The following is a 19,225-nucleotide window of genomic DNA, read 5'->3' as shown; positions in this document are numbered from 1 at the left end:
ATGAAAACGCTGTTTTATATCGGAAAGGGGACACTTTGCATGAGAGGATTTTATTCCAGAAAGATTCATTCCTTGCTTGGCGTGATCCCGCTCGGGTTCTTTTTCCTGGAGCACATGCTGACGAATTTCTCGGCAGTAGAGGGAGGCGCTTCCGGTTTTACGGACAGTGTGCTGTGGCTGAACAGCCTGCCGCTCGTCTTCTTCCTGGAATTGTTCGGCATATGGCTTCCGCTGCTCTATCACGGAGTCTACGGGCTGTACATCGCCTATCAGTCCAAACCAAACCTGAACCGCTTCAACCTTGAACGGAACTGGCGGTATACGCTTCAGCGGATCAGCGGAGTGATCACCTTCATCTTCATCGTCTGGCATTTGTACGATACCCGTGTTCAGGTGGCGCTCGGCAATGTGGAGCACGAAGAACTCGGCGGCGTTATGCATAACATTGTAACCCAGCCGCTGCTGCTGACCGTGTATATCATTGGGGTCCTGGCCGCCTGCTTCCACTTTGCAAACGGTCTCTGGTCGTTCCTGATCAGCTGGGGAATTACGGTGGGGCCCCGTTCCCAAAGAGTATCCTCCGTCATCTGTCTGGGCCTGTTCGTAATTGTAAGCTTCATGTTTCTGTTCTCGCTGGTTACTTTCCGTGACAATGAATTCCAGGCTACGGCTTCGGCTGTACAGTCGCTTCGCAGTCTGATTTAAGATTAGAAAGCGCGTCCAACTTCGGACGACGTTATGATGCAATATACAAGCAGCAGTTTCTGCAAAACAATTTAGGAGGGAACAATCATGGCATCAGCCGATATCATTATCGTGGGCGGGGGGCTGGCCGGCCTGATGGCTACCATCAAGGCGGCAGAATCCGGCGCGCATGTGCATCTATTCTCCCTTGTTCCTGTCAAAAGATCGCATTCGGTCTGCGCGCAAGGCGGCATCAACGGAGCGGTGAACACCAAGGGCGAGGGAGACTCGCCCTGGGAGCATTTCGACGATACTGTGTACGGCGGCGATTTCCTTGCCAACCAGCCTCCGGTGAAGGCGATGTGCGAGGCCGCACCGGGTATCATCCATCTGATGGACCGGATGGGCGTCATGTTCAACCGCACGCCGGAGGGGCTGCTTGACTTCCGCCGGTTCGGCGGCACGAAGCGCCACCGGACAGCTTTTGCGGGTGCAACGACCGGCCAGCAGCTGCTGTATGCGCTGGATGAGCAGGTACGCCGCTGGGAAGCCGAAGGCATGGTCACCAAAAGCGAGAACTGGGAATTCCTCTCGGTGATCCTGGACGATGAGCGTGTATGCCGCGGCATCAGTGCCCAGAATCTCAAGACGATGGAGATTCAGACGTTCCCGGCGGATGCGGTGATTCTGGCGAGCGGCGGTCCCGGCATTATTTTTGGCAAAACAACGAACTCGGTCATCAACACCGGAACCGCTGCCAGCGCTGTATATCAGCAGGGGGTATATTACGCCAACGGCGAATTCATTCAGATCCACCCCACAGCCATTCCCGGCGATGACAAGCTGCGGCTGATGTCGGAATCGGCGCGCGGTGAAGGCGGACGCATCTGGACCTACAAGGACGGCAAGCCGTGGTACTTCCTGGAGGAGAAATATCCTTCTTACGGGAATCTGGTGCCGCGCGATATTGCCACCCGGGAGATTTTTAATGTATGTGTAGACCAGGGGCTGGGCATTAACGGCGAGAACATGGTGTACCTGGACCTCTCCCACAAGGACCCGAAAGAGCTGGACGTCAAGCTTGGCGGCATTATCGAAATCTATGAGAAATTCATGGGCGATGATCCCCGCAAAATTCCGATGAAAATCTTCCCGGCTGTGCATTACTCCATGGGCGGCATGTGGGTCGACTACAACCAAATGACCAATATTCCCGGGCTGTTCGCGGCAGGGGAATGCGAATACCAATATCACGGCGCAAACCGGCTGGGCGCGAACTCGCTTGTATCGGCGATCTACGGCGGCATGGTCTCAGGGCCGAAGGCTGTTGAATATATTAAAGGGCTGAAGAAATCGGTACAGGACATTTCCTCTACCGTCTTTGACAGCTTCCATAAGACACAAACCGATAAATATGAATCTTTGCTGGCGATGTCAGGCACAGAGAATGCCTATGTCATCCATAAAGAGCTGGGCGAATGGATGACCGCCAACATGACGGTGGTGCGCGAGAATACTAAGCTTACTGCCACCATCGGCAAAATCAAAGAGCTGAAGGAGCGCTACCGCCGGATCAACATGAACGATACGTCGCGCTGGAACAACCAGGGTGTGGCCTTCACCCGCCAGCTGTGGAACATGCTGGAGTTGTCCGAGGCCATGACCCTGGGAGCGCTGCTGCGCAACGAGAGCCGCGGCGCGCACTACAAGCCGGAATTCCCCGCCCGCAATGACGAGGAGTTCCTGAAGACCACCAAGGCCGCATGGACGGCGGACGGCCCGCAAATCTCTTACGAAGAAGTGGATGTATCGCTGATTCCTCCACGGGTGCGGGATTACTCGAAGGATTGATCGTTGAACGGTGAGGCAGCGTTCGATAAGCATAACTATAGGTGAACATCGATCAGTAAGCGGGAGGCCAATGTTAATTGTATTTCATGCAATTAAACGGACTTCCAAGCGCTCTTAAAGAGAGTTAGCTGTATTTTGTACAATTATTTTTGGAGAATTGTTCGTTTAGGGAGTGTTTCCCGAAATGTAACTGCATAAATTGCAACTATATGTTGAAATGAGCAAAAATCAGCTGTTTTAGCTGTACAAAGTACAATTAAATGTTCGGTCAGTGTACCATAAAACTTTTAGGAGGTAACAGATATGGCGGAAACTGCTGCAGCTCCCAAAAACGTAAAATTTGTGATTACCCGCCAGGACGAACCGGACACGGCCCCTTATACGGAAGAGTTCGAGCTTGCATACCGTCCGGGGATGAACGTGATCAGCGCTTTGATGGAGATTCAGCGCAACCCGGTTAATGCCAAGGGTGACAGTACGGTTCCGGTCTGCTGGGAATCCAACTGTCTGGAGGAAGTGTGCGGGGCCTGCTCAATGGTCATCAACGGCAAGCCTCGCCAGGCCTGCGCCGCCCTGATCGATAATCTGGAGCAGCCGGTGCGCATCGAGCCGATGAGAACCTTCCCGGTGGTGCGTGATCTGGTGATTGACCGCAGCCGGATGTTTGGCGCCCTCAAACGGGTCAAGGCGTGGATTCCGATCGACGGCACCTACGACCTCGGTCCTGGTCCGCGCATGGCGGAGAAGAAGCGTCAATGGGCGTATGAGCTGTCCAAGTGCATGACCTGCGGCGTCTGCCTGGAAGCCTGCCCTAACGTCAATGAAAAAACTAATTTCATCGGCCCGGCGGCCATTTCACAGGTCCGTCTGTTCAACGCCCATCCTACAGGCGAGATGAATGCCGATGAGCGCCTGGATGCGCTGATGGAAGACGGGGGCATTGACGGGTGCGGCAACTCGCAGAACTGTGTGCGCGCCTGCCCGAAAGGCATTCCGCTCACCACGTCCATTGCCGAAATCAACAAACAGACCACCAAGCATATGTTCAAGCGCTGGCTGGGTGTGTAGCAATATCCATAAAAAGAAAGCCCTGCCGGCAGCGGCAGGGCTTTTGTGTCTGTCTGGGGCAGGGTGGTTTCCCTCTACTTCCCTGTACGCAGACTGTTTCTTTCCAACGGAAAAACGGGTACATTTTAAAACAGTCCATTCAGGTTAAACGGTCCATTCAGGAGGGAATAGCTTTACATACAATGAGGGCAAGACGTCAAGATTCCAACAAATATGGGTGCATATGTTATAATCTTCATAGCCGATGCATATCCAGGCTGTGGATATACCAGGGGGAATAATTGTGATTTGTCGTGAACAGGACGGATATTTGATAATGATGAGGCAGCATGAGCACGGGCTATTGGCGGGTAAATTTGCCGAATGGTTCAAGGAGCAGCATGTTCCGGCAGAAGGGCGCCGGGAGGAGGTGCTGCGGGCGGTCAGTCATCATGACCGGGGCTGGATCGATCTCGATGAGACTCCGTTCTGGAATGACGCTGAAGGGGCGCCGTACACTTTTATAGACTTTCCGCTTGTGCCGAAGCTGACCTTCTACAGACGCGGACTGGATGAGATTGAGGCGGACACGCCGTATGGCGCACTGCTGTGCAGTTCGCATTATGAGCGGCTGATTGAGATATCCGGCGAGGATTGTCCGGAGCTAACCGCCTACCTGAAGCATGAGGAGGACCGCCGGGCCCGTATCCACCGTCATCTGGAGAACAGCAAACCGCTCGCAGAGGGCGAATTGTATTATGATGCGAGATTGCTGCAGTTCTGCGACGATCTCTCGCTGTACCTGGGCTTAAGTGAGCCGGGAAGCCCCAAGTCGGAAGAGCATCCCTGGTTCCGTGACGGTTTCTCGGGAAGTGAGGATTTCAGCTTCACCTCCGGCCGTCAGATTATGGCGGAATGGCAGGATGAGTCCACGCTGCTGCTTGATCCTTTTCCATTCACCGGGAACGTCGAGGTGACCTTCAAGCTGCGCCGGGTTCCCAGGAAAGATGCAGAGAGCAAAGGCATCGCCCGCGCCTACAGCAGCACGCCGGAAGAAGAATGCCGCATTACTGTAGCGGGCCGGTCCGAATAGACTGTATTTAGGAACCGGGGAACAGGAGAGTATGCCCATGACATGGTGGATGTGGACCCTCAATATAGCTGTAATTGTGCTGCTCTCGTTGTGGCTGTACCGGATGAAGCTGAGCTGGATGGGAAAAGGAGTGCTCCTCGCCCCCATTCTGATCTATGCCCTGATCTCGGTTGAAGATCTGCTGAACTGGATTGATCTCGGTGCTATCCTGCCGGGAGACAGGGGGCTGCGCGGACTCATTCTTATTTTTGCCCTGGCTTCGATGCTGTTCTACGTACTGTTTATCTTTCATGAAATCAAGGAATCGAACAGCAAAGAAGTCAGGCTGCAGCAGACGCTGGTGCGTATCAGTATTGCGGCATTCTCCTGCATTATTTTTTTCACCGTCGTATATACATCGATATATAAGCTGTTTGGACAGTCCTCTTTTGATGGAAAAGGGCTCGGCGAAGATCTGCTCAGCCAGCTGATAACCTTCCTCTATTTCAGTGTAGCCACCTTTACAACGGTAGGGTACGGGGATGTAGCCCCGGTGGACAACACCTCGCGTCTTGTGGTTATTATGCAGATCAGCTTCAGCTTCATTACCGTCGCCTATGCACTTTCTATGCTGGGTTTGTTCCGTAAGATTCTGGGACCGGGCTCAGAAGAGGAGGTTGAAGCCGAGATTGATGTTAATATCGAAACAGAGGTTGATGAGAAGATAGAGGAAGCGAAGGACGAGGTGCAGTCAGAAGAGTGTGAGGAACGCTCCGATTCATCCGAGCCATCCGGTTAGCCTTCATTCCCCCATAACAATCCTGCAAGAAAGGAGAACCTCCCTATGAATAAAAAATCGTCCGGGGCTTCTCCCGATCTCCCGGCAGCTGCCGCAGAAGGCAGCTACCGGTACAGCACCCCGCCTCCGCAGACCGGAAGCGGCCGCAAAATCACCCGCCGCCAGTTCCTGACCCGGGGGCGGCTGCATTATTCGGCGCAGGGCTGCTTACCAGCGGCTACGCCTGGCAGGGAGAGCCGAACTGGCTGGACATCACCCGGCTGGAGCTTTCCTTCAAGGAGCTACCATCCGCCTTTGCAGGCACCCGGCTGGTACACTTCAGCGATGTGCATCTGGGCTTCAACAAGGATGTCCATGATTTGAAGCGGCTGGCCGGGCATATCAAGGAGGCACAGCCGGACATCATCTGCTTCACCGGAGATATAGTGGACAGCTATGCCGAAGATCTGACAGAATCCGTACCGGTTCTGGCCGGGCTGAGCGCACCGCTCGGCAAATATGCGATCCTCGGCAACCATGATTACAAGAATACGGAGCTGCTCACCCGTCTGCTGAATGAAGCCGGATTTCGCGTGCTGCGGAACCAGTCTTATCTGGTGAAGCAGGGAGGGGCTTCCATCGCAGTAACGGGACTCGACGACATGCTGCACGGCAAGCCTGACCCCCAGGCGGCGCTGAAGGATGTTCCTGAGGGCGTGTTCACGCTGCTGATGATGCATGAGCCGGATTATGCCGATACGGTAGAAGCGTATCCCTTCCATCTGCAGCTGTCCGGTCACAGTCATGGCGGGCAGATCCGCCTGCCCTTTGTGGGCGCGGCATACACTCCATATGGATCGAATAAATACATAAGCGGGTTGTATTATACGGACAAAAAGAGGATGCCGGTGTATGTCAACAGGGGGTTCGGCGAAACCTATATGCCACTCCGGTTTATGTGCAGGCCTGAACTGACCATTTTTACCCTGCGCCGGGCATAAGAACGATGCCCCCGTTATGGCTGGCAGCCGGGGAGATTCCAATATATCTGCCAAAGAGAAGGAGAAGCGTATGAGCACTTACGATACGGCATTATCCATGGCACGGCAAGGCCAAAAAGTTGAACTCAGAACGATGCCGGCCACCGAGTCCGGGGTGCTCAAGACGCTGCTCGCCCATCCGCTGGTGCAGCCGCATATTCTGCTCCGTCAGGGTGCAAGCTCCCCGCATGCTTATCTGGATAAGCTGGCAGCCCGGATGCTTCATGCTGCCGATCCCTGCGCACTTCATGCCGGAATTTATGCGCTGGAACAGCAGGAGCTGATCGGAACAGTCTCCCTGCAGAACTGGAACCGCTATGAGAACAAGGCTGTGCTGGGGTATCTGCTGAATCCGCTATGGTGGGGGCGGGGACTGGCAACGGAGGCTGTCGGGCTGCTGCTGGATTACAGCTTTCAGGAGCTGGGGCTTCTCAGGGCTGAGGGACGCTGCCGCGGTGACAATCTCAGGTCTGAGCGCGTCATGATCAAAAACGGGCTCACCCTGGAGCGGGTCCTCCCCATGCCGGGCAGCCCGTCCGATGTAATGAAAGTATTCACATTGTTACACAATTGAAATAATGCCGTTATGAAACTCTAACAGTGTCCGGTTAAACTAAGTACATGACCCCCTTTTAAAAATATAACTGCTGTTGGGACCCGATGCTTCGGGTCCATTTTTTTTGCAGATCGCTCATTGCCCCTGGCCATGCTTATAATGCTGTCTTGCCGGGACTGGCGGCTCCGCAGGCAGTAGGATATGATAGTTGTATTACAAGACAGCGGTCAGGAGGTTATTATTCTTTGAACGAAGTGATCCGTACATTATTGAACCACCGCTCCTTCCGGCGATACCGCCAGGAACCCGTGGAGCCGGAGATGCTGAAGACTATTATTAAAGCGGCCCAGGCAGCCCCGTCCTGGGTGAATGGACAGCAGGTTTCGGTCATCGCTGTACGCAGCGAGGAACGCCGGCAGCGGCTTTCGGTGTTGAGCGGAAACCAGAAGCATGTGGCGGAAGCGCCGGTATTTCTGGTATTCTGCATGGATTTTTACCGGGCCAAGGTAGCGGGTGAACTGGAGGGGCAGCCTTTTGAGGCCGCCAAGGATGTCGATGCGCTGCTCGTCGGCGCTACAGATGTGGGGATTGCCTTATCCAATGCCATTGCGGCAGCGGAGTCGCTGGGGCTGGGCATCATCCCGATTGGCGGAGTGCGCCGCCACACGGCGGAGGTCATCGAGCTTCTGCAGCTGCCGGAGTATGTATTCCCGGTTGTGGGACTATGCGTCGGATACCCTGCTGAAGAATTGCCGAAGAAGCCAAGACTCCCCCTTGAGGCTGTGCTGCATGAGGAACAGTACAATCCGGAGGTGAAGAGCCTGATTGAGGCTTACAATCTGGCGCACCGGGCTTCTCTGAAGGAGCAGGGGCTGACGGAGCGGGACTGGAGCAGCACAATCGCCCATTTTTATACACTCAATCCGCAGTATGGAGACGCTCAGCATACGCTGAAGCGGCAGGGCTTTACCTGCGATAATCTGAAGAATTGAACCAAAATGCACCCCAGCGAATCATGGTGACGGAACCAAACGTCCGTAACCGTGAAGGCTGGGGTGCCTTTTTCTACTTGCGATTATAGGTCGCCTACTTGATTTATTGAATCGGCACGGAGATTTGCTCAGTCTGCTTGAAGTAGACCCAGCGGGTAAATCCGATCTCCTTCAGGCGTGCCGCTACAGCCTCCCGCTGGTCAGCGACCCGGGAAGGGAGATGGGCATCGGAGCCGAAGGTGACCTCTACACCATAATGCAGCGCCCGCTCCAGGATGTCATCCGAAGGATACCAGCCTCCGCAGAGCTTGGTGCCTCCGGAGGTGTTGATTTCGATCGCAATGCCGCATTCTCCAATAACGCGCAGACACTCGTCGATTTCGGCTGTGGCCGGGATATCCGCGAACTGCGGATAATTGCCCTTCATGGCATCAATGTGGCCGAGAATCTGGAACATGCCGCTGCGGGCGGAAGCGGTAATCAGCCGGTAATACTCAGCTTTGCTGGCGATCTTCCCTTGGAGATCAAGGTTTTTCCAGCGGCTTTTATTGAAGATGCTCACACCGCCCACATTATGCACCGAGCCGATGATGTAATCAAACGGATAGGCCGATAATGTCCGGCGGTACAGCTCTGCATATTCGGGGAAGTAGTCTGATTCGATCCCCAGCAGCACATCGATGGTGCCTGCGTATTCTTTTTGCAGGGCCAGTACTTCCTCCACATAGCGGGCGAGCTCCGATTTGGCCATGGCAATACGGGGAAAAGCCTGCTCGGACTCACTTCCGAAGTATGGCGTATGATCGGAAATACCGATGACTGTCAGACCGGCGGCAATGCCGGCTTCAATATAGTCCCTGATCGTTCCGTCAGCATGGCCGCAGCGGAAATGATGGGTATGCAGGTCGAATTTCATGGGTTGATCATCTCCTTGTTTATTCTGAGCCGATGAAGTGGGTTTCCGGCATGCCCTTGAGGTCGCTTAGAAACTGCCGCATGGCAGAGTTGACATATTTGCCTGATTTCGTAATGACGCCTACAGGATGGGTGACCTCAAGCTCGATAATCGGGACGATCTTAAGGGTGCCGCTGCGCACCTCGGCGGTCACCGACTGCTTGGAAATCACCGCCGCACCGAGATCCAGCTCCACCATCCGCTTGACTTCCTCGCTGCTGGTCAGCTCCATGATTACCTGCGGCTGGATGCCGTGCTTGGCGAACACCTCATCAGCGAATCTCCGGCCGACGGTGTCCGGCGAGAGCAGGATCAGCGGGGTATTGCGCAGCGCTTCAATTCCGGCCGATTTGACCTGTGCAAGGGGATGACGGGGGAAACCACTAATTCGAAGGTGTCGTAATAGAGCACTGAGGTAGTCATTCCCGGACTGCGTCCGATTAAGTAGCCGATGCCGACATCGACCAGGCCGTTCTCCACATGCTGATAAATCTGGGACGAAGACATGGAAGAAATCGAAGTTTTGATATGCGGGAACTGGTCCTGAAAATAAGAAAGGATCCGCGGCAGAATCTGAATGGCGATTGAGGTGGTCGTCCCGAGAATAATATGCCCCTGCGGGTTTTCATCCAGATCCGCAAGGCGCTGCTTAAGCTCTTCGACAAGACCTACAATCTGTTCAGCGTGCGTGAGGAATACCTGTCCCCTGTCCGTCAGTGTCACCGGCTGGTTGCGGTCAACAAGCTGTGTTTTGAACTCCTCCTCAAGGCTTTTGATCTGGGCCGAAACCGCCGGCTGGGTCAGGTTGAGCAGTTCGCCCGCTTTGCGGAAGCTCATGGTTTTGGAGATGGTAATCAGCGTTTCAAGCTGACTGATATTCATGGACTTACCCCCTTTTGGCCTGCTGATGGATGCCGCCGATTTGTGTGTAGGATTATTTAATAAAAACATGCTTGTCACAGGACTCAGGAGTCCGCCTCCGACCAGGGAATTACATTGTGCCCTCGGTGACTGCCGAGTGTTCGGGATAAGCCGTGAAGTAACGCTCCACGATGTGGGGCCAGAAAACTAATCAGGATATTCGGGTGGTTCGGGGTTCCTGCAAAGTCAGTGAAACACCCGCGCCAAGGCCGTTTTTTGCCAGGGATGACGCAACAGTGTCTACATCTATCTTACGCCGGATGTTGGCATTTGATTAAATTATAGGAGATAACCTCCGGCAGGGCAATGTTACCCCTGCAACTATCTTCAGAATTCCTTCGGAAAGACCATTAATTTTTGGTGAATAATACCGATATATGAAGTATAATAAATCATTATTGACTGGGACTTTTGATACAAGACTAAAGCCTGGTAGAGGGGGGACAGCACTTTCATGAAAGCAGAAGTAATTAATCCGTTTTTAGAATCTGCAAGAATTGTAATTGAACAGGTGATACAGGTCTCGCCATCCACCGGTAATTTGGGGATTAAGGATATCGAACTGATTGATAGTCATATATGGATACAGGTGGGGATGACTGGTCAACTGAGCGGGGATATTATCTTCGGGATTGGTGAACAGGTAGCGCTTAAGATCGTATCGGCCATGATGGGCGGCTATGTGATTACGGAGATGGACGAGATGGGCCAGAGCGCAATTTCGGAGCTGGGCAACATGATCAGCGGCAACGCCAGCACCATTTTGTCCAATCAGGGGGTATCGGTGGATATTACTCCGCCCAAGCTGGTGAAGACAGAGGGCATGGCGGTGCTGCCGCGTAAAGCGCTGAGCATTCCGCTTTTAATGGAAGGTATCGGAGAGCTCGATATTCAGGTAATGATCTCTTAGGCGGACATCGGGAGCTGAGAATGAATTCATGGCACTACAAGACAAAGTCGTTGTAATTACTGGAGCCTCAAGCGGGATTGGAGCGCTGACAGCACAGATGCTCGGCAAGCGTGGGGCTATCCCTATCCTGCTGGCCCGTTCAGAGGATAAGCTGAAAGACACCGCGGCTGGTATTCTGGGCGTTTTTGGACTGTATGCCTGCGATGTTACCGATGAAGAGCAGGTACAGAACACCTTTGCGGACATTCTCAGTGTATACGGCAGAATCGATGTTCTTCTGAATAACGCCGGATATGGCAAGTTTGCCGCTTTTACCGACATGGAGTCCCGGGAGTTCGATGACATGATGGACGTGAACTACATGGGCATAGTCCGGTGTACAAAAGCTGTAGTCCCGCATATGCTGGAACGGGGAAGCGGGCAGATTGTTAATATGGCATCTATGGCCGGCAAAATCGGCACGGCCCGGTCCGTTGCTTACACCGCAACCAAACATGCCGTGCTGGGCTTCACGAATGCGCTGCGCCAGGAGCTGCGCAAGCAGGGGATCATTGTCTCGGCAGTCAATCCCGGACCGATTGCGACGGAATTTTTCCGTACGGCCGACCCCTCCGGCAGCTATGAAAAGAGTGTAGCCCGGATGATGATGACGCCTGAGCATGTATCCAAGAAAATTGTCAGGCTGATCGATAAAGGCAAAGAGGAGATCGATCTTCCGGGCTTCGCGGCGGTTGGCATCCGCCTGTATGGCCTGTTCCCCCGGCTCGCGGATAAGCTCACCTATAACATGATGAACCGGAAATAGCCGGCAGATCAAGGACAAAGTGTCTTTCTATCACGGCTTAACACGATCAAGCGGCCTTCCATTTGGTGGAGAGGCCTTTTTGGCATATAATAAACATATTATCTTAAGGGAAAAGGATGAACTACAATTATGAATAAAGCTTCTTTTGCGGCCATCGGCATCCAGGAAGACTTCGTTGCCCGATTGTCGGAATTCGGCATTCAAGATCCATCCCCTGTTCAGAAGGAGACGATTCCGCTGCTGCTGGAGGGAAGAGACGTGCTTGCCGCATCCCAGACAGGAACCGGCAAGACGCTGGCATACCTGCTGCCGCTGCTCCAGGGGATTCATCCGGAGCAGAAAGTGGTGCAGAAGCTGGTGCTGGCCCCTACGCAGGAGCTGGCGATGCAGATTCTCCGCGAGGCGGAGCGTTATGGCGCCCATCGCGGCATCAAGGTGTTAGGCCTGATCGGCGGCGCGGCGATCAAACGGCAGATCGATAAGCTGCGCGAGCATCCGCAGCTTGTAGTGGGCACTCCCGGCCGCATCCGGGAGCTGATCGGGCTGCGCAAGCTGAAGATGCATGAGGTGACCACGATTGTCATCGATGAAGCGGACCAGATGTTCCAGCTCAGCGGTGCGGGCGAGGTGGCGAAGATCGTCAGCAGCGCTCTTCGCACCCGGCAACTGGTCATGCTGTCGGCGACCATCGGGCCGGAGACGAAGGCGCTTGCAGCACGCGAGATGAAGAATCCGGCAGAGGTCGGCATTGATCCGGGGATCATGACTGCCCAGAGTCTTGAGCATCACTACGTGGTGACCGAGGAACGGAACAAGATAGATATGCTGCGCCGGGTGATCCGTCATTACAATCCGGAGCGGGCGATTGTGTTCGTCAATGCCACCGACGACATCGCTGAGGTGACCGCCAAGCTGAACTATCTGGGGCTTACGGCAGCAGCACTCTACGGAGATGCCGATAAGGTGACGCGCAGCAATGTGCTGGCCCGCTTCCGCGACGGGCGCTTCCGCGTGCTGGTGGCCAGTGATGTGGCGGCCCGGGGCCTCGATATCGATAATCTGACCCTGGTCGTCAGCTTCGATCCGGCTTTCGACTCGGAGCATTATGTGCACCGGGCCGGGCGAACAGGACGCATGGGACGGCGCGGGCTGTCCGTGACGATTGTCACGGAGCAGCAGACGTTCATTATGCGCAAGTTCGCTAAGGAGCTGGACATCCGGCTGGAGGAGAGGGAAATGGTCGGCGGCAAGGCGCTGACCGCCGAGGAGGCCCGCAGCGGGACAGGTTCTAGCCGCCGCGATGGCAGCGGCGGGAGTGGAGCTGCGACGCGCAGCGGCAAGCCGCAGGTGCGGACTGCGGCAGCGGGAGGCCCAGCCTCCCCGGCCGGGGCTTCTGCAGCGCAGCCGGGAGCGGCAGCGGGCTTTGATGCGCGGCGCGGCCAGCAGCGCCACAGCGCGGGTCCCGCCGCAGGAGCACGCGGCGGTGCTCCCGCAGGCAAAGCGCGCACCAGCAATGCGGAGCGCGAGAAGAACCGCAAGAACAAAGGAGCGCCAAAGTGGTTGAAAGACAAAACCCCGAGAGGTGAAGGTCAATGAGTACTGCCCCCGTATTGGAAATTACGGGCTTAAGCGGAGGCTACAGCCTGAACAAGCCGGTGCTTCACGATATCGGCCTTGAGGTACAGCCTGGAGAAATGGTCGGGCTGATCGGATTGAACGGAGCAGGCAAAAGCACGACCATGAAGCATATTCTGGGCCTGATGTCGCCGCATAAAGGCGAGATCACGGTCCAGGGGAAGACCCGGAGCAGCGACCCGGAAGCCTATCACGGCGCACTGTCCTTTGTGCCGGAGTCCCCGCTGCTGTATGAGGAAATGACAGTACGCGAGCATGTGGAATTTACCGCCAGGGCTTACGGCGTGGAGCAGAGCGATTATGAATCCCGCAGCAGCCGGCTGGCCGCACTTTTTAATATGGATGATAAGATGGATACACTGTCCTCGCATTTGTCCAAAGGGATGAAGCAGAAGGTCATGATTATGTGCGCCTTTGTGGCGCGTCCGGCGCTGTATGTGATCGACGAGCCATTTTTGGGGCTGGACCCTTTGGGCATCCGCTCCCTGCTTGATTTCATGCTGGAGCTGAAGAATACCGGAGCTTCGATTCTGTTAAGCTCCCATATTCTCTCTACCATTGAGAATTACTGTGACAGGTTCATTGTCCTGCACCGCGGCAAGGTGATCGCGCAGGGTACGCTGGCCGAGATGAGCGCGGCTGCCGGACTGCAGGGACTGAATCTGGAGCAGCTGTTCTACGAACTGGTGCAGGGAGGGAAATGATATGGATTTGAAGGAGCTGCGCCGGCAGCGGCGCAGCCGGTTCATGGGAGGCCTCACTCCTTATGTAGGTTATATCATTCAGAGCGGTATCGCGATGGTTTTCCTGCTGGTGCTGATTATCTTCTCGGCCTGGTATACCTCGCTGCTCCGCGATGTCCCTGAAGGCATTCCCATCCGCTGGATCATGCTGGTGCTGCTGCTGCCTGCAGCGGCGCATAGCAGCTTCCGGACCTATCTGCAAAGCCCGGATACGATTTTTCTGCTTCCGCAGGGCCACCGGATGAAGGAATATTTCGCTCCTGCCTGGACCGCCGGAAATGTGTGGAAAATTCTGCGTCTGGCCTTCGTGCTGATTACACTCTGGCCGCTGTACATACGGACGGATGATTCTCATCAAATGCTGTTTGCCACATTGGCTGTGCTGATTCTGGTGAAAATATTGGCAAGCTTTGGCCTGTGGCGGGAGCTTGCCATGCTGTCCCGTCCGGCTTCCATGGGCTACAGCCTGCTCCGCTGGGCAGTCTCCGGCCTGATGATTGCCGCCTGGCTCTGGCAGCCTGCGCTCCGGGCACTGATCTTTATTGTTATTCTGGCAGCAGCCTATGTGGCGGCGCTAGCCGTTCCGGCACGGCTCTCCGTTCCCTGGGAACGGCTGATCGCCACCGAGCGCAATCAAGGGGCAAGAGCGCTGATGATCCTCGGATGGTTCGTGGATGTGCCCGGACGGGAGCAGCGGGTCTATCCCCGCCGCTACTTGTCCAAGTGGGGCGCGGGGATCGCCTGGCGGCGCAGCACCGCTTACCGCTTCCTGCTGACCAAAAGCTTCGCCAGGGGCGACATCTTCGGTATCGTGATCCGGATCTTCCTCCTGGCGCTGCTGCTGGTCTGGTGGAACCGGGAGAGCTACATCGGTTCCGGCATCTATTTGTTCTTCGTGCTGGTCATGGGCGTACAGCTATCGGCGCTGCGCAAGCTGCATAGCGAATCGTTCTGGCTGACTGTCTATCCGCTGCCGGAGGGCAGCAAGGCAAGCAGTACGATTCAGTTCATCTTCCGCGCACATTTGCTGCTGGCTATGCTGACCGCTGTACCTTTTCTGACTGGGATCGCCGGGCGGCCGCTGCCGGTCATCGGGACCTTTCTGGCCGGCGCGCTGCTGGCCTATCTCTTCAAAAGCAGGGCCTCCCGCAAATCGGCGCAGGACGACGACGATATCTGAAAAAAGACGCCTTGAGCGGAGCATAGCTCCGTCAGGGCGTCTTTTTCTGATAGTTGAAGCTTATCTAAACCTATTTCTGGAATTGAAGAAATTCCTGTTTGGAACGGAGGCAAGAAACAGGGAATGCTGTAAAACGCGGGCAAGTGGGAGAGAGCCGGAGCTCCCTCCCGGGATGTTCATTCCCGGTTAGACAAAGAGTGAACGGCTGATGATAACCAGCAGGATAAAGAGAACCAGAATTGCACCAGTGCTTGTAAACCCAGGGTATCCGTATCCGCCTCTAACTTCTTCGCTCATGTTCATTCCCCTTTCGCGTGTGAGTTATTGTACTTGAGTACACCGTATTGTATGTGCGGAGGGAACAACGTGTATAGGCCAATGCCATAACGGCCCGCAAAAAAGCAGCCCCGGCACGGCCGGGGCTGACATCTATTTTACAGCTTGTGATTAGGCTTTTTCCAGATCGCGGATTCCTGCATAGACCATATCGAACAGATCCTCTAGCTGATCTTCTTCAATACAGGAGAAGGCCACGCGCAGATCGGTCTCACCCAGGGCAATGGTCCCCAGACCGTAGTTATGGATCAGGTGCAGACGCAGGGCGTCAGCCGGAACGGTGTGCAGCTTCAGGCACATAAAGTACCCGGAGTTGAACGGATAATAGGTCCATACCTCATCGCCGTATTTGCCGCTGTCCAGCAGTGCCTTCACTTTGTTGGCACGGCCCTTCATAATCTGGAACTTCTCTTCCTTCTGTTCGGCAAATTCCGGCGATTTGAGCGCATCGAGCACGAAAGTCTGTGAGGGATGCGGTCCGCTGGAGATGGTGGCGCGGATAATCCCCATTGTCTTCTGCTCCAGGGCAGCGAGCACTTCCTTGCTGTCTGAAGCATAGGTGATGAAGCCGACGCGGAAGCCCCAGACGAACTCTTCTTTGGTCGCTCCGTCAATCTTCACGGCAAGCACGCGCGGATGCAGGTTAGCCAGACGGCCAAACAGGGATTCCTTCAGTGAATCCTCGAAAAAGAGTCCGAAATAAGCATCATCGCTGACCACCACAACATTGATGCCTTCTTCCGCTGCGCGCAGAATAGCGGCAACAATCGCTTCGCCTTCCTTGATGCCGGGAGTATAGCCCGTAGGGTTATTCGGGAAGTTAAGCAGCACAATGGCTTTGCCGCGGTCCTTCTGGGCCAGCAGGGCATCCAGCAGCCCTTCGCTGTTGAAGCTCATATCTTCCGTGAAGAGCGGATAGTTCACGGTGTCGCTGAGACGGCGGACGCCGAAGGTCAGCTCGTAGTTCTCCCAGTTTTTGTCCGGATAGATGACGGCATCCCCCTGATCGGCGAACAGGTCGGCAACGATGCTGAGCCCATGGGTCAGGGCATTGGTAGCGATAGGGTTGCCGAAGGACTTGCCTTCAAGCGACGGCGTCTCGCGAAGCATTTTTTCCCGCCACAGGGTGCGCAGCTCCGGCTTGCCTGCCGGCGGAGCGTAGCCGTACAAATCCTTGGGGCTGTAAGCGGAGAGCTTTTCCTGAATAACGCCGAGGTGCATAGGTACACCATGTTCGGTGGCAATACCGATGGTTGCGTTGTATTTCTTGGCATGAGCAGCCGCTTCGGCGGATTGGCTCAGAATGCCCTCCTTGGGATAATACAGCGCTTTGCCCAGATTGGAGAGCATATCGTACACATGTTCATTGCCTGCCTTGATGCTGTCATTCAATTGTTCAGCCAATGGATTCATCAGTTTCATCCTTCCGGTATTCTTCTGGGATATACGTTAACATTGCCTAACATTATATCACCGTGATACTCCGCCGTCACTGATGAAAGACGTTTTTTGCTGAACCTTTTAGAAAATTTGCCGCGGATTCTCCCGCACCTTATCTCATCGTAGGAAACCAATCGCCATACGTGAAGCTAAGGCATTCGGGGAAAAGAGTTGAATTGGAGAACGTGAGGGCTTGGGAAAACCATGAAGCATGTCAGGAACTAAAGCTAATGAGTGGTTAAAAAGTAAAACTAATGAGCTGAATTCCTGGTTTCAGGAGGTCTTAGTTGGAATTTGTACACCTAATTCGTGGATATTTCCTTCATATGGCCATTTTCAGCGAAAATAGTGGTACTTTTTCCAACATAGGCTGCTTCATAAGCGGAATGAGCTTGATTAGTGATACTTTTTCCACTATATAAACTGAACGTAAGAGTTATCGGGTTTGGGCGGTTCAAGTTCAATCTATATTGGAATGGAAGGGGCAGTATTTTTCCATCATGGCAATGGTTTCGGCGTCACGTGCCCCGTTTCTGTCCTTCAGTCCCTGTGTAACGGCGGTCCGCTCCTCTTCCTTCAGATTCTGGCCGAATTTGAACTTGGCCGCGATCTCTTCGGGAACGATTCGCACTACTGCGACACCCTTCAGCCGTGAACGGTATCTGGGATCTTCGGCATCAATTGGGGCAAAACCGCCTTCCGGCTGGAGTTTTTGCATAAAATGAGTAAGTACGGCTGCTTTTTCGGCAGCATCCTCTACAAGCTCAGCCTGTCCATAAGCGGTTACGCTTTTGAAATAGGCGGTGGCGGGGCAGGCCAGCTCGGGATCGCTGAAATAGGAGGGAATGAGCGCATATTCGTCGGCAACAGTGAAGCATACCTGCTGATTGTGGCGGATGCTCTTCATTTTGCCTCCGGCATGGCTGCCGTGGAAATAGAAGTTTCCCTCCATATATACAAAATTCAGCGGCGTCACACGCGGCTGCCCCTGCTCATCGCTGGTACCGAGAAAACCAAAGCTCATTCCGCCCAGAAACTCGATCAGCTCCTCTTCCTGCTCTACCTGAAATTCTTTTCTGCGCATAACGGCACTTCCTTTTCTCATGGGTTGCGGAGTCCTATGCTCCGGATCAAACGGTTTCCTTAGAATAGAGGAAGAATTGACAATAAAAAAGGACCGGTTTACATTAATTTTATTAGTCCACTTTGATGTGAAGAGGTAGGGACATGAATTTTACGTTGCCATATGACCAGTACCTGGCGGTGCACCGCTACAAATATCTGGCTCTGTACCATGCGCTGCGCGCAGCGATCCTTGGCGGGACTCTGCCGGGCGGGACAAGACTGCCGTCGACACGGAAGCTGGCGGAGCTGTACGCAATGTCACGGGGTTCGGCATCCCAGGTTTACGATATGCTGCTGGCTGACGGCTACATCCGGACAGAGACCGGCCGGGGCACCTTTGTCGCGGATGACAGTTTTTATCCGGCAGAAGGGGAGCGGAAGGGGGCAGCCCAAGAGGCCGAAGGTGAGGGTGCAGCGGATATGTTAAAAGAGCCTGCTCCTGCGGGGAAACCTGCTGAGGCAGCCTTTGATGAAGCGGGGATGATGGAGCCGGCGGATAGTGCCCACTGTGCAGAAGCGGGAATGGCCGGGGCGGCGGATAGCGGTGGTGATCCGCAGGCTGAGGGAACCATGCCAGTCCAAGAATCCGCCGATCCTGGGGAAACCGGTTATTATGCGGTACAAACTGGAATCATAGGTAATGTACACGTACCTGTTGCTTCTAATGCTCCTAATGCTTCTGATGCGGCCCCCACTGCTTCTTTACCGGGAGAGCCTTACTCCGGGAAACCGCTCTCCAGCTGGGGAAACCGGCTGATGCACCAACATGTCTCCATATATGAACCGGCGGATGGGGCATTCGTCAGCTTTCGGAGCCGGGGAATGCTGATGGAGCATTTTCCTTACGCCGAATGGCGGAGTGCGCTGAAATACGCCGGAGGCAAAAGCGGCGGGCTGCTGGAGGGTTATTGCCCGCCTCAAGGGGAAGAAGGCCTGCGGCGGGCCATTGCCGCCCATCTCCGCGTGACCCGGGGCATCCGGGCAGAAGCGGAACACATCGTGCTGTTCAGCGGCTCGATGCAGGGTATTGTTCTTCTGGCACAGCTGCTGCTGGAGCCAGGAAGCCCTGCTGTTGTCGAAGATCCCGGATTTCACGGCATCCGCAGAGCGGTGGAGATTTCCGGGGAGAGCTGCTGCTTGGCCGGGTAGACGAAA

19 protein-coding genes and 1 pseudogene are annotated in these 19,225 nt (G+C 54.8%); 15 read left to right on the top strand and 5 right to left on the bottom strand.

Translation table 11 applies throughout. The annotated features are described in order from the left end of the window. The first annotated feature begins 39 nt into the window (after window positions 1-39). From JI735_RS03105 to JI735_RS03070, 9 genes are all read left to right on the top strand, one after another. Window positions 40-705 (top strand): succinate dehydrogenase cytochrome b558 subunit, encoded by a 666-nt coding sequence (locus JI735_RS03105; RefSeq protein WP_039833744.1) that lies wholly within the window; start codon window positions 40-42, stop codon window positions 703-705. A gap of 87 nt (window positions 706-792) precedes the next feature. Further along, window positions 793-2,535, top strand: coding sequence for a succinate dehydrogenase flavoprotein subunit (sdhA, locus tag JI735_RS03100; RefSeq protein ID WP_020430394.1), 1,743 nt, complete (start codon window positions 793-795; stop codon window positions 2,533-2,535). Window positions 2,536-2,838: 303 nt separating this feature from the next. Next, a complete protein-coding gene (sdhB, locus tag JI735_RS03095; protein ID WP_020430396.1) occupies window positions 2,839-3,603 on the top strand; it encodes a succinate dehydrogenase iron-sulfur subunit in 765 nt (254 codons plus the stop codon). 283 nt (window positions 3,604-3,886) lie between these two features. Then, the gene (locus JI735_RS03090; protein WP_051051585.1) at window positions 3,887-4,675 is read left to right on the top strand and encodes a DUF3891 family protein; all 789 of its coding nucleotides are present in this window, start codon (window positions 3,887-3,889) and stop codon (window positions 4,673-4,675) included. 37 nt (window positions 4,676-4,712) lie between these two features. Then, complete coding sequence (locus JI735_RS03085) at window positions 4,713-5,453, top strand: potassium channel family protein (RefSeq protein ID WP_051051584.1); 741 nt, start codon at window positions 4,713-4,715, stop codon at window positions 5,451-5,453. A 45-nt stretch (window positions 5,454-5,498) separates the two neighbouring features. After that, window positions 5,499-5,816, top strand: a complete 318-nt coding sequence (locus JI735_RS35225) for a hypothetical protein (RefSeq protein ID WP_233476225.1) — start codon at window positions 5,499-5,501, stop codon at window positions 5,814-5,816. Next, entirely contained in the window at window positions 5,780-6,433 is a 654-nt protein-coding gene (locus JI735_RS03080; protein ID WP_233476224.1) for a metallophosphoesterase, read from the top strand. Before JI735_RS35225 ends, JI735_RS03080 begins: the two co-directional genes overlap by 37 nt. Before the next feature lie 70 nt (window positions 6,434-6,503). Beyond that, entirely contained in the window at window positions 6,504-7,046 is a 543-nt protein-coding gene (locus JI735_RS03075; protein ID WP_157771279.1) for a GNAT family N-acetyltransferase, read from the top strand. A 227-nt stretch (window positions 7,047-7,273) separates the two neighbouring features. Then, window positions 7,274-8,020, top strand: a complete 747-nt coding sequence (locus JI735_RS03070) for an NADPH-dependent oxidoreductase (protein ID WP_039833742.1) — start codon at window positions 7,274-7,276, stop codon at window positions 8,018-8,020. A gap of 103 nt (window positions 8,021-8,123) precedes the next feature. Here JI735_RS03070 and JI735_RS03065 read toward each other — a convergent pair whose 3' ends face one another. Then, window positions 8,124-8,936 (bottom strand): histidinol-phosphatase, encoded by an 813-nt coding sequence (locus JI735_RS03065; protein ID WP_039833741.1) that lies wholly within the window; start codon window positions 8,934-8,936, stop codon window positions 8,124-8,126. A 19-nt stretch (window positions 8,937-8,955) separates the two neighbouring features. Beyond that, window positions 8,956-9,857 (bottom strand): annotated as a pseudogene (locus JI735_RS03060) (LysR family transcriptional regulator). Window positions 9,858-10,350: 493 nt separating this feature from the next. On the opposite strand from JI735_RS03060, the gene JI735_RS03055 reads away from it, so the two are divergent. From JI735_RS03055 to JI735_RS03035, 5 genes are all read left to right on the top strand, one after another. Next, window positions 10,351-10,806: a chemotaxis protein CheX gene (locus JI735_RS03055; protein WP_039833740.1), complete on the top strand. Its 456-nt coding sequence runs from the start codon at window positions 10,351-10,353 to the stop codon at window positions 10,804-10,806. 28 nt (window positions 10,807-10,834) lie between these two features. Next, window positions 10,835-11,611, top strand: coding sequence for an SDR family NAD(P)-dependent oxidoreductase (locus JI735_RS03050; protein ID WP_039833739.1), 777 nt, complete (start codon window positions 10,835-10,837; stop codon window positions 11,609-11,611). A 129-nt stretch (window positions 11,612-11,740) separates the two neighbouring features. Then, window positions 11,741-13,207: a DEAD/DEAH box helicase gene (locus JI735_RS03045; protein ID WP_202677041.1), complete on the top strand. Its 1,467-nt coding sequence runs from the start codon at window positions 11,741-11,743 to the stop codon at window positions 13,205-13,207. Beyond that, complete coding sequence (locus JI735_RS03040; protein ID WP_202677040.1) at window positions 13,204-13,950, top strand: ABC transporter ATP-binding protein; 747 nt, start codon at window positions 13,204-13,206, stop codon at window positions 13,948-13,950. The genes JI735_RS03045 and JI735_RS03040 overlap by 4 nt, the downstream gene beginning before the upstream one ends. 1 nt (window position 13,951) lies before the next feature. Then, window positions 13,952-15,169, top strand: coding sequence for an ABC transporter permease (locus JI735_RS03035; protein ID WP_202677039.1), 1,218 nt, complete (start codon window positions 13,952-13,954; stop codon window positions 15,167-15,169). Window positions 15,170-15,355: 186 nt separating this feature from the next. Here the strand turns inward: JI735_RS03035 and JI735_RS35220 are convergent, their stop codons facing one another. The 3 genes from JI735_RS35220 to JI735_RS03025 all read right to left on the bottom strand — a co-directional run bounded on the left by JI735_RS35220 (window position 15,356) and on the right by JI735_RS03025 (window position 18,029). Next, the gene (locus JI735_RS35220; RefSeq protein WP_020429695.1) at window positions 15,356-15,466 is read right to left on the bottom strand and encodes a hypothetical protein; all 111 of its coding nucleotides are present in this window, start codon (window positions 15,464-15,466) and stop codon (window positions 15,356-15,358) included. 150 nt (window positions 15,467-15,616) lie between these two features. Continuing rightward, a complete protein-coding gene (locus JI735_RS03030) occupies window positions 15,617-16,918 on the bottom strand; it encodes an aminotransferase class I/II-fold pyridoxal phosphate-dependent enzyme (protein WP_039837432.1) in 1,302 nt (433 codons plus the stop codon). Between the two features lie 487 nt (window positions 16,919-17,405). Continuing rightward, window positions 17,406-18,029, bottom strand: a complete 624-nt coding sequence (locus JI735_RS03025; protein WP_039837428.1) for a pyridoxamine 5'-phosphate oxidase family protein — start codon at window positions 18,027-18,029, stop codon at window positions 17,406-17,408. Between the two features lie 179 nt (window positions 18,030-18,208). Here JI735_RS03025 and JI735_RS37185 point away from each other — a divergent pair, with 179 nt between their 5' ends. Beyond that, window positions 18,209-19,219 (top strand): aminotransferase class I/II-fold pyridoxal phosphate-dependent enzyme, encoded by a 1,011-nt coding sequence (locus JI735_RS37185; protein ID WP_325175572.1) that lies wholly within the window; start codon window positions 18,209-18,211, stop codon window positions 19,217-19,219. The last annotated feature ends 6 nt before the right edge of the window (window positions 19,220-19,225 follow it).

This window comes from Paenibacillus sonchi (assembly GCF_016772475.1).
In the GTDB taxonomy this organism is placed as follows: domain Bacteria; phylum Bacillota; class Bacilli; order Paenibacillales; family Paenibacillaceae; genus Paenibacillus_AQ; species Paenibacillus_AQ sonchi.
Note: the sequence above shows the minus strand (reverse complement) of the source record. Positions and strands in the feature narration are given on the sequence as shown.

Bases quoted from the DNA above. Each gene is read 5' to 3' on its own strand.
- JI735_RS03105 (WP_039833744.1), top strand. From the start codon at position 40: ATGAGAGGATTTTATTCCAGAAAGATTCATTCCTTGCTTGGCGTGATC.
- sdhA (WP_020430394.1), top strand. From the start codon at position 793: ATGGCATCAGCCGATATCATTATCGTGGGCGGGGGGCTGGCCGGCCTG.
- sdhB (WP_020430396.1), top strand. From the start codon at position 2,839: ATGGCGGAAACTGCTGCAGCTCCCAAAAACGTAAAATTTGTGATTACC.
- JI735_RS03085 (WP_051051584.1), top strand. From the start codon at position 4,713: ATGACATGGTGGATGTGGACCCTCAATATAGCTGTAATTGTGCTGCTC.
- JI735_RS35225 (WP_233476225.1), top strand. From the start codon at position 5,499: ATGAATAAAAAATCGTCCGGGGCTTCTCCCGATCTCCCGGCAGCTGCC.
- JI735_RS03075 (WP_157771279.1), top strand. From the start codon at position 6,504: ATGAGCACTTACGATACGGCATTATCCATGGCACGGCAAGGCCAAAAA.
- JI735_RS03065 (WP_039833741.1), bottom strand. From the start codon at position 8,936: ATGAAATTCGACCTGCATACCCATCATTTCCGCTGCGGCCATGCTGAC.
- JI735_RS03055 (WP_039833740.1), top strand. From the start codon at position 10,351: ATGAAAGCAGAAGTAATTAATCCGTTTTTAGAATCTGCAAGAATTGTA.
- JI735_RS03050 (WP_039833739.1), top strand. From the start codon at position 10,835: ATGGCACTACAAGACAAAGTCGTTGTAATTACTGGAGCCTCAAGCGGG.
- JI735_RS03045 (WP_202677041.1), top strand. From the start codon at position 11,741: ATGAATAAAGCTTCTTTTGCGGCCATCGGCATCCAGGAAGACTTCGTT.
- JI735_RS03040 (WP_202677040.1), top strand. From the start codon at position 13,204: ATGAGTACTGCCCCCGTATTGGAAATTACGGGCTTAAGCGGAGGCTAC.
- JI735_RS03035 (WP_202677039.1), top strand. From the start codon at position 13,952: ATGGATTTGAAGGAGCTGCGCCGGCAGCGGCGCAGCCGGTTCATGGGA.
- JI735_RS35220 (WP_020429695.1), bottom strand. From the start codon at position 15,466: ATGAGCGAAGAAGTTAGAGGCGGATACGGATACCCTGGGTTTACAAGC.
- JI735_RS03030 (WP_039837432.1), bottom strand. From the start codon at position 16,918: ATGAATCCATTGGCTGAACAATTGAATGACAGCATCAAGGCAGGCAAT.
- JI735_RS03025 (WP_039837428.1), bottom strand. From the start codon at position 18,029: ATGCGCAGAAAAGAATTTCAGGTAGAGCAGGAAGAGGAGCTGATCGAG.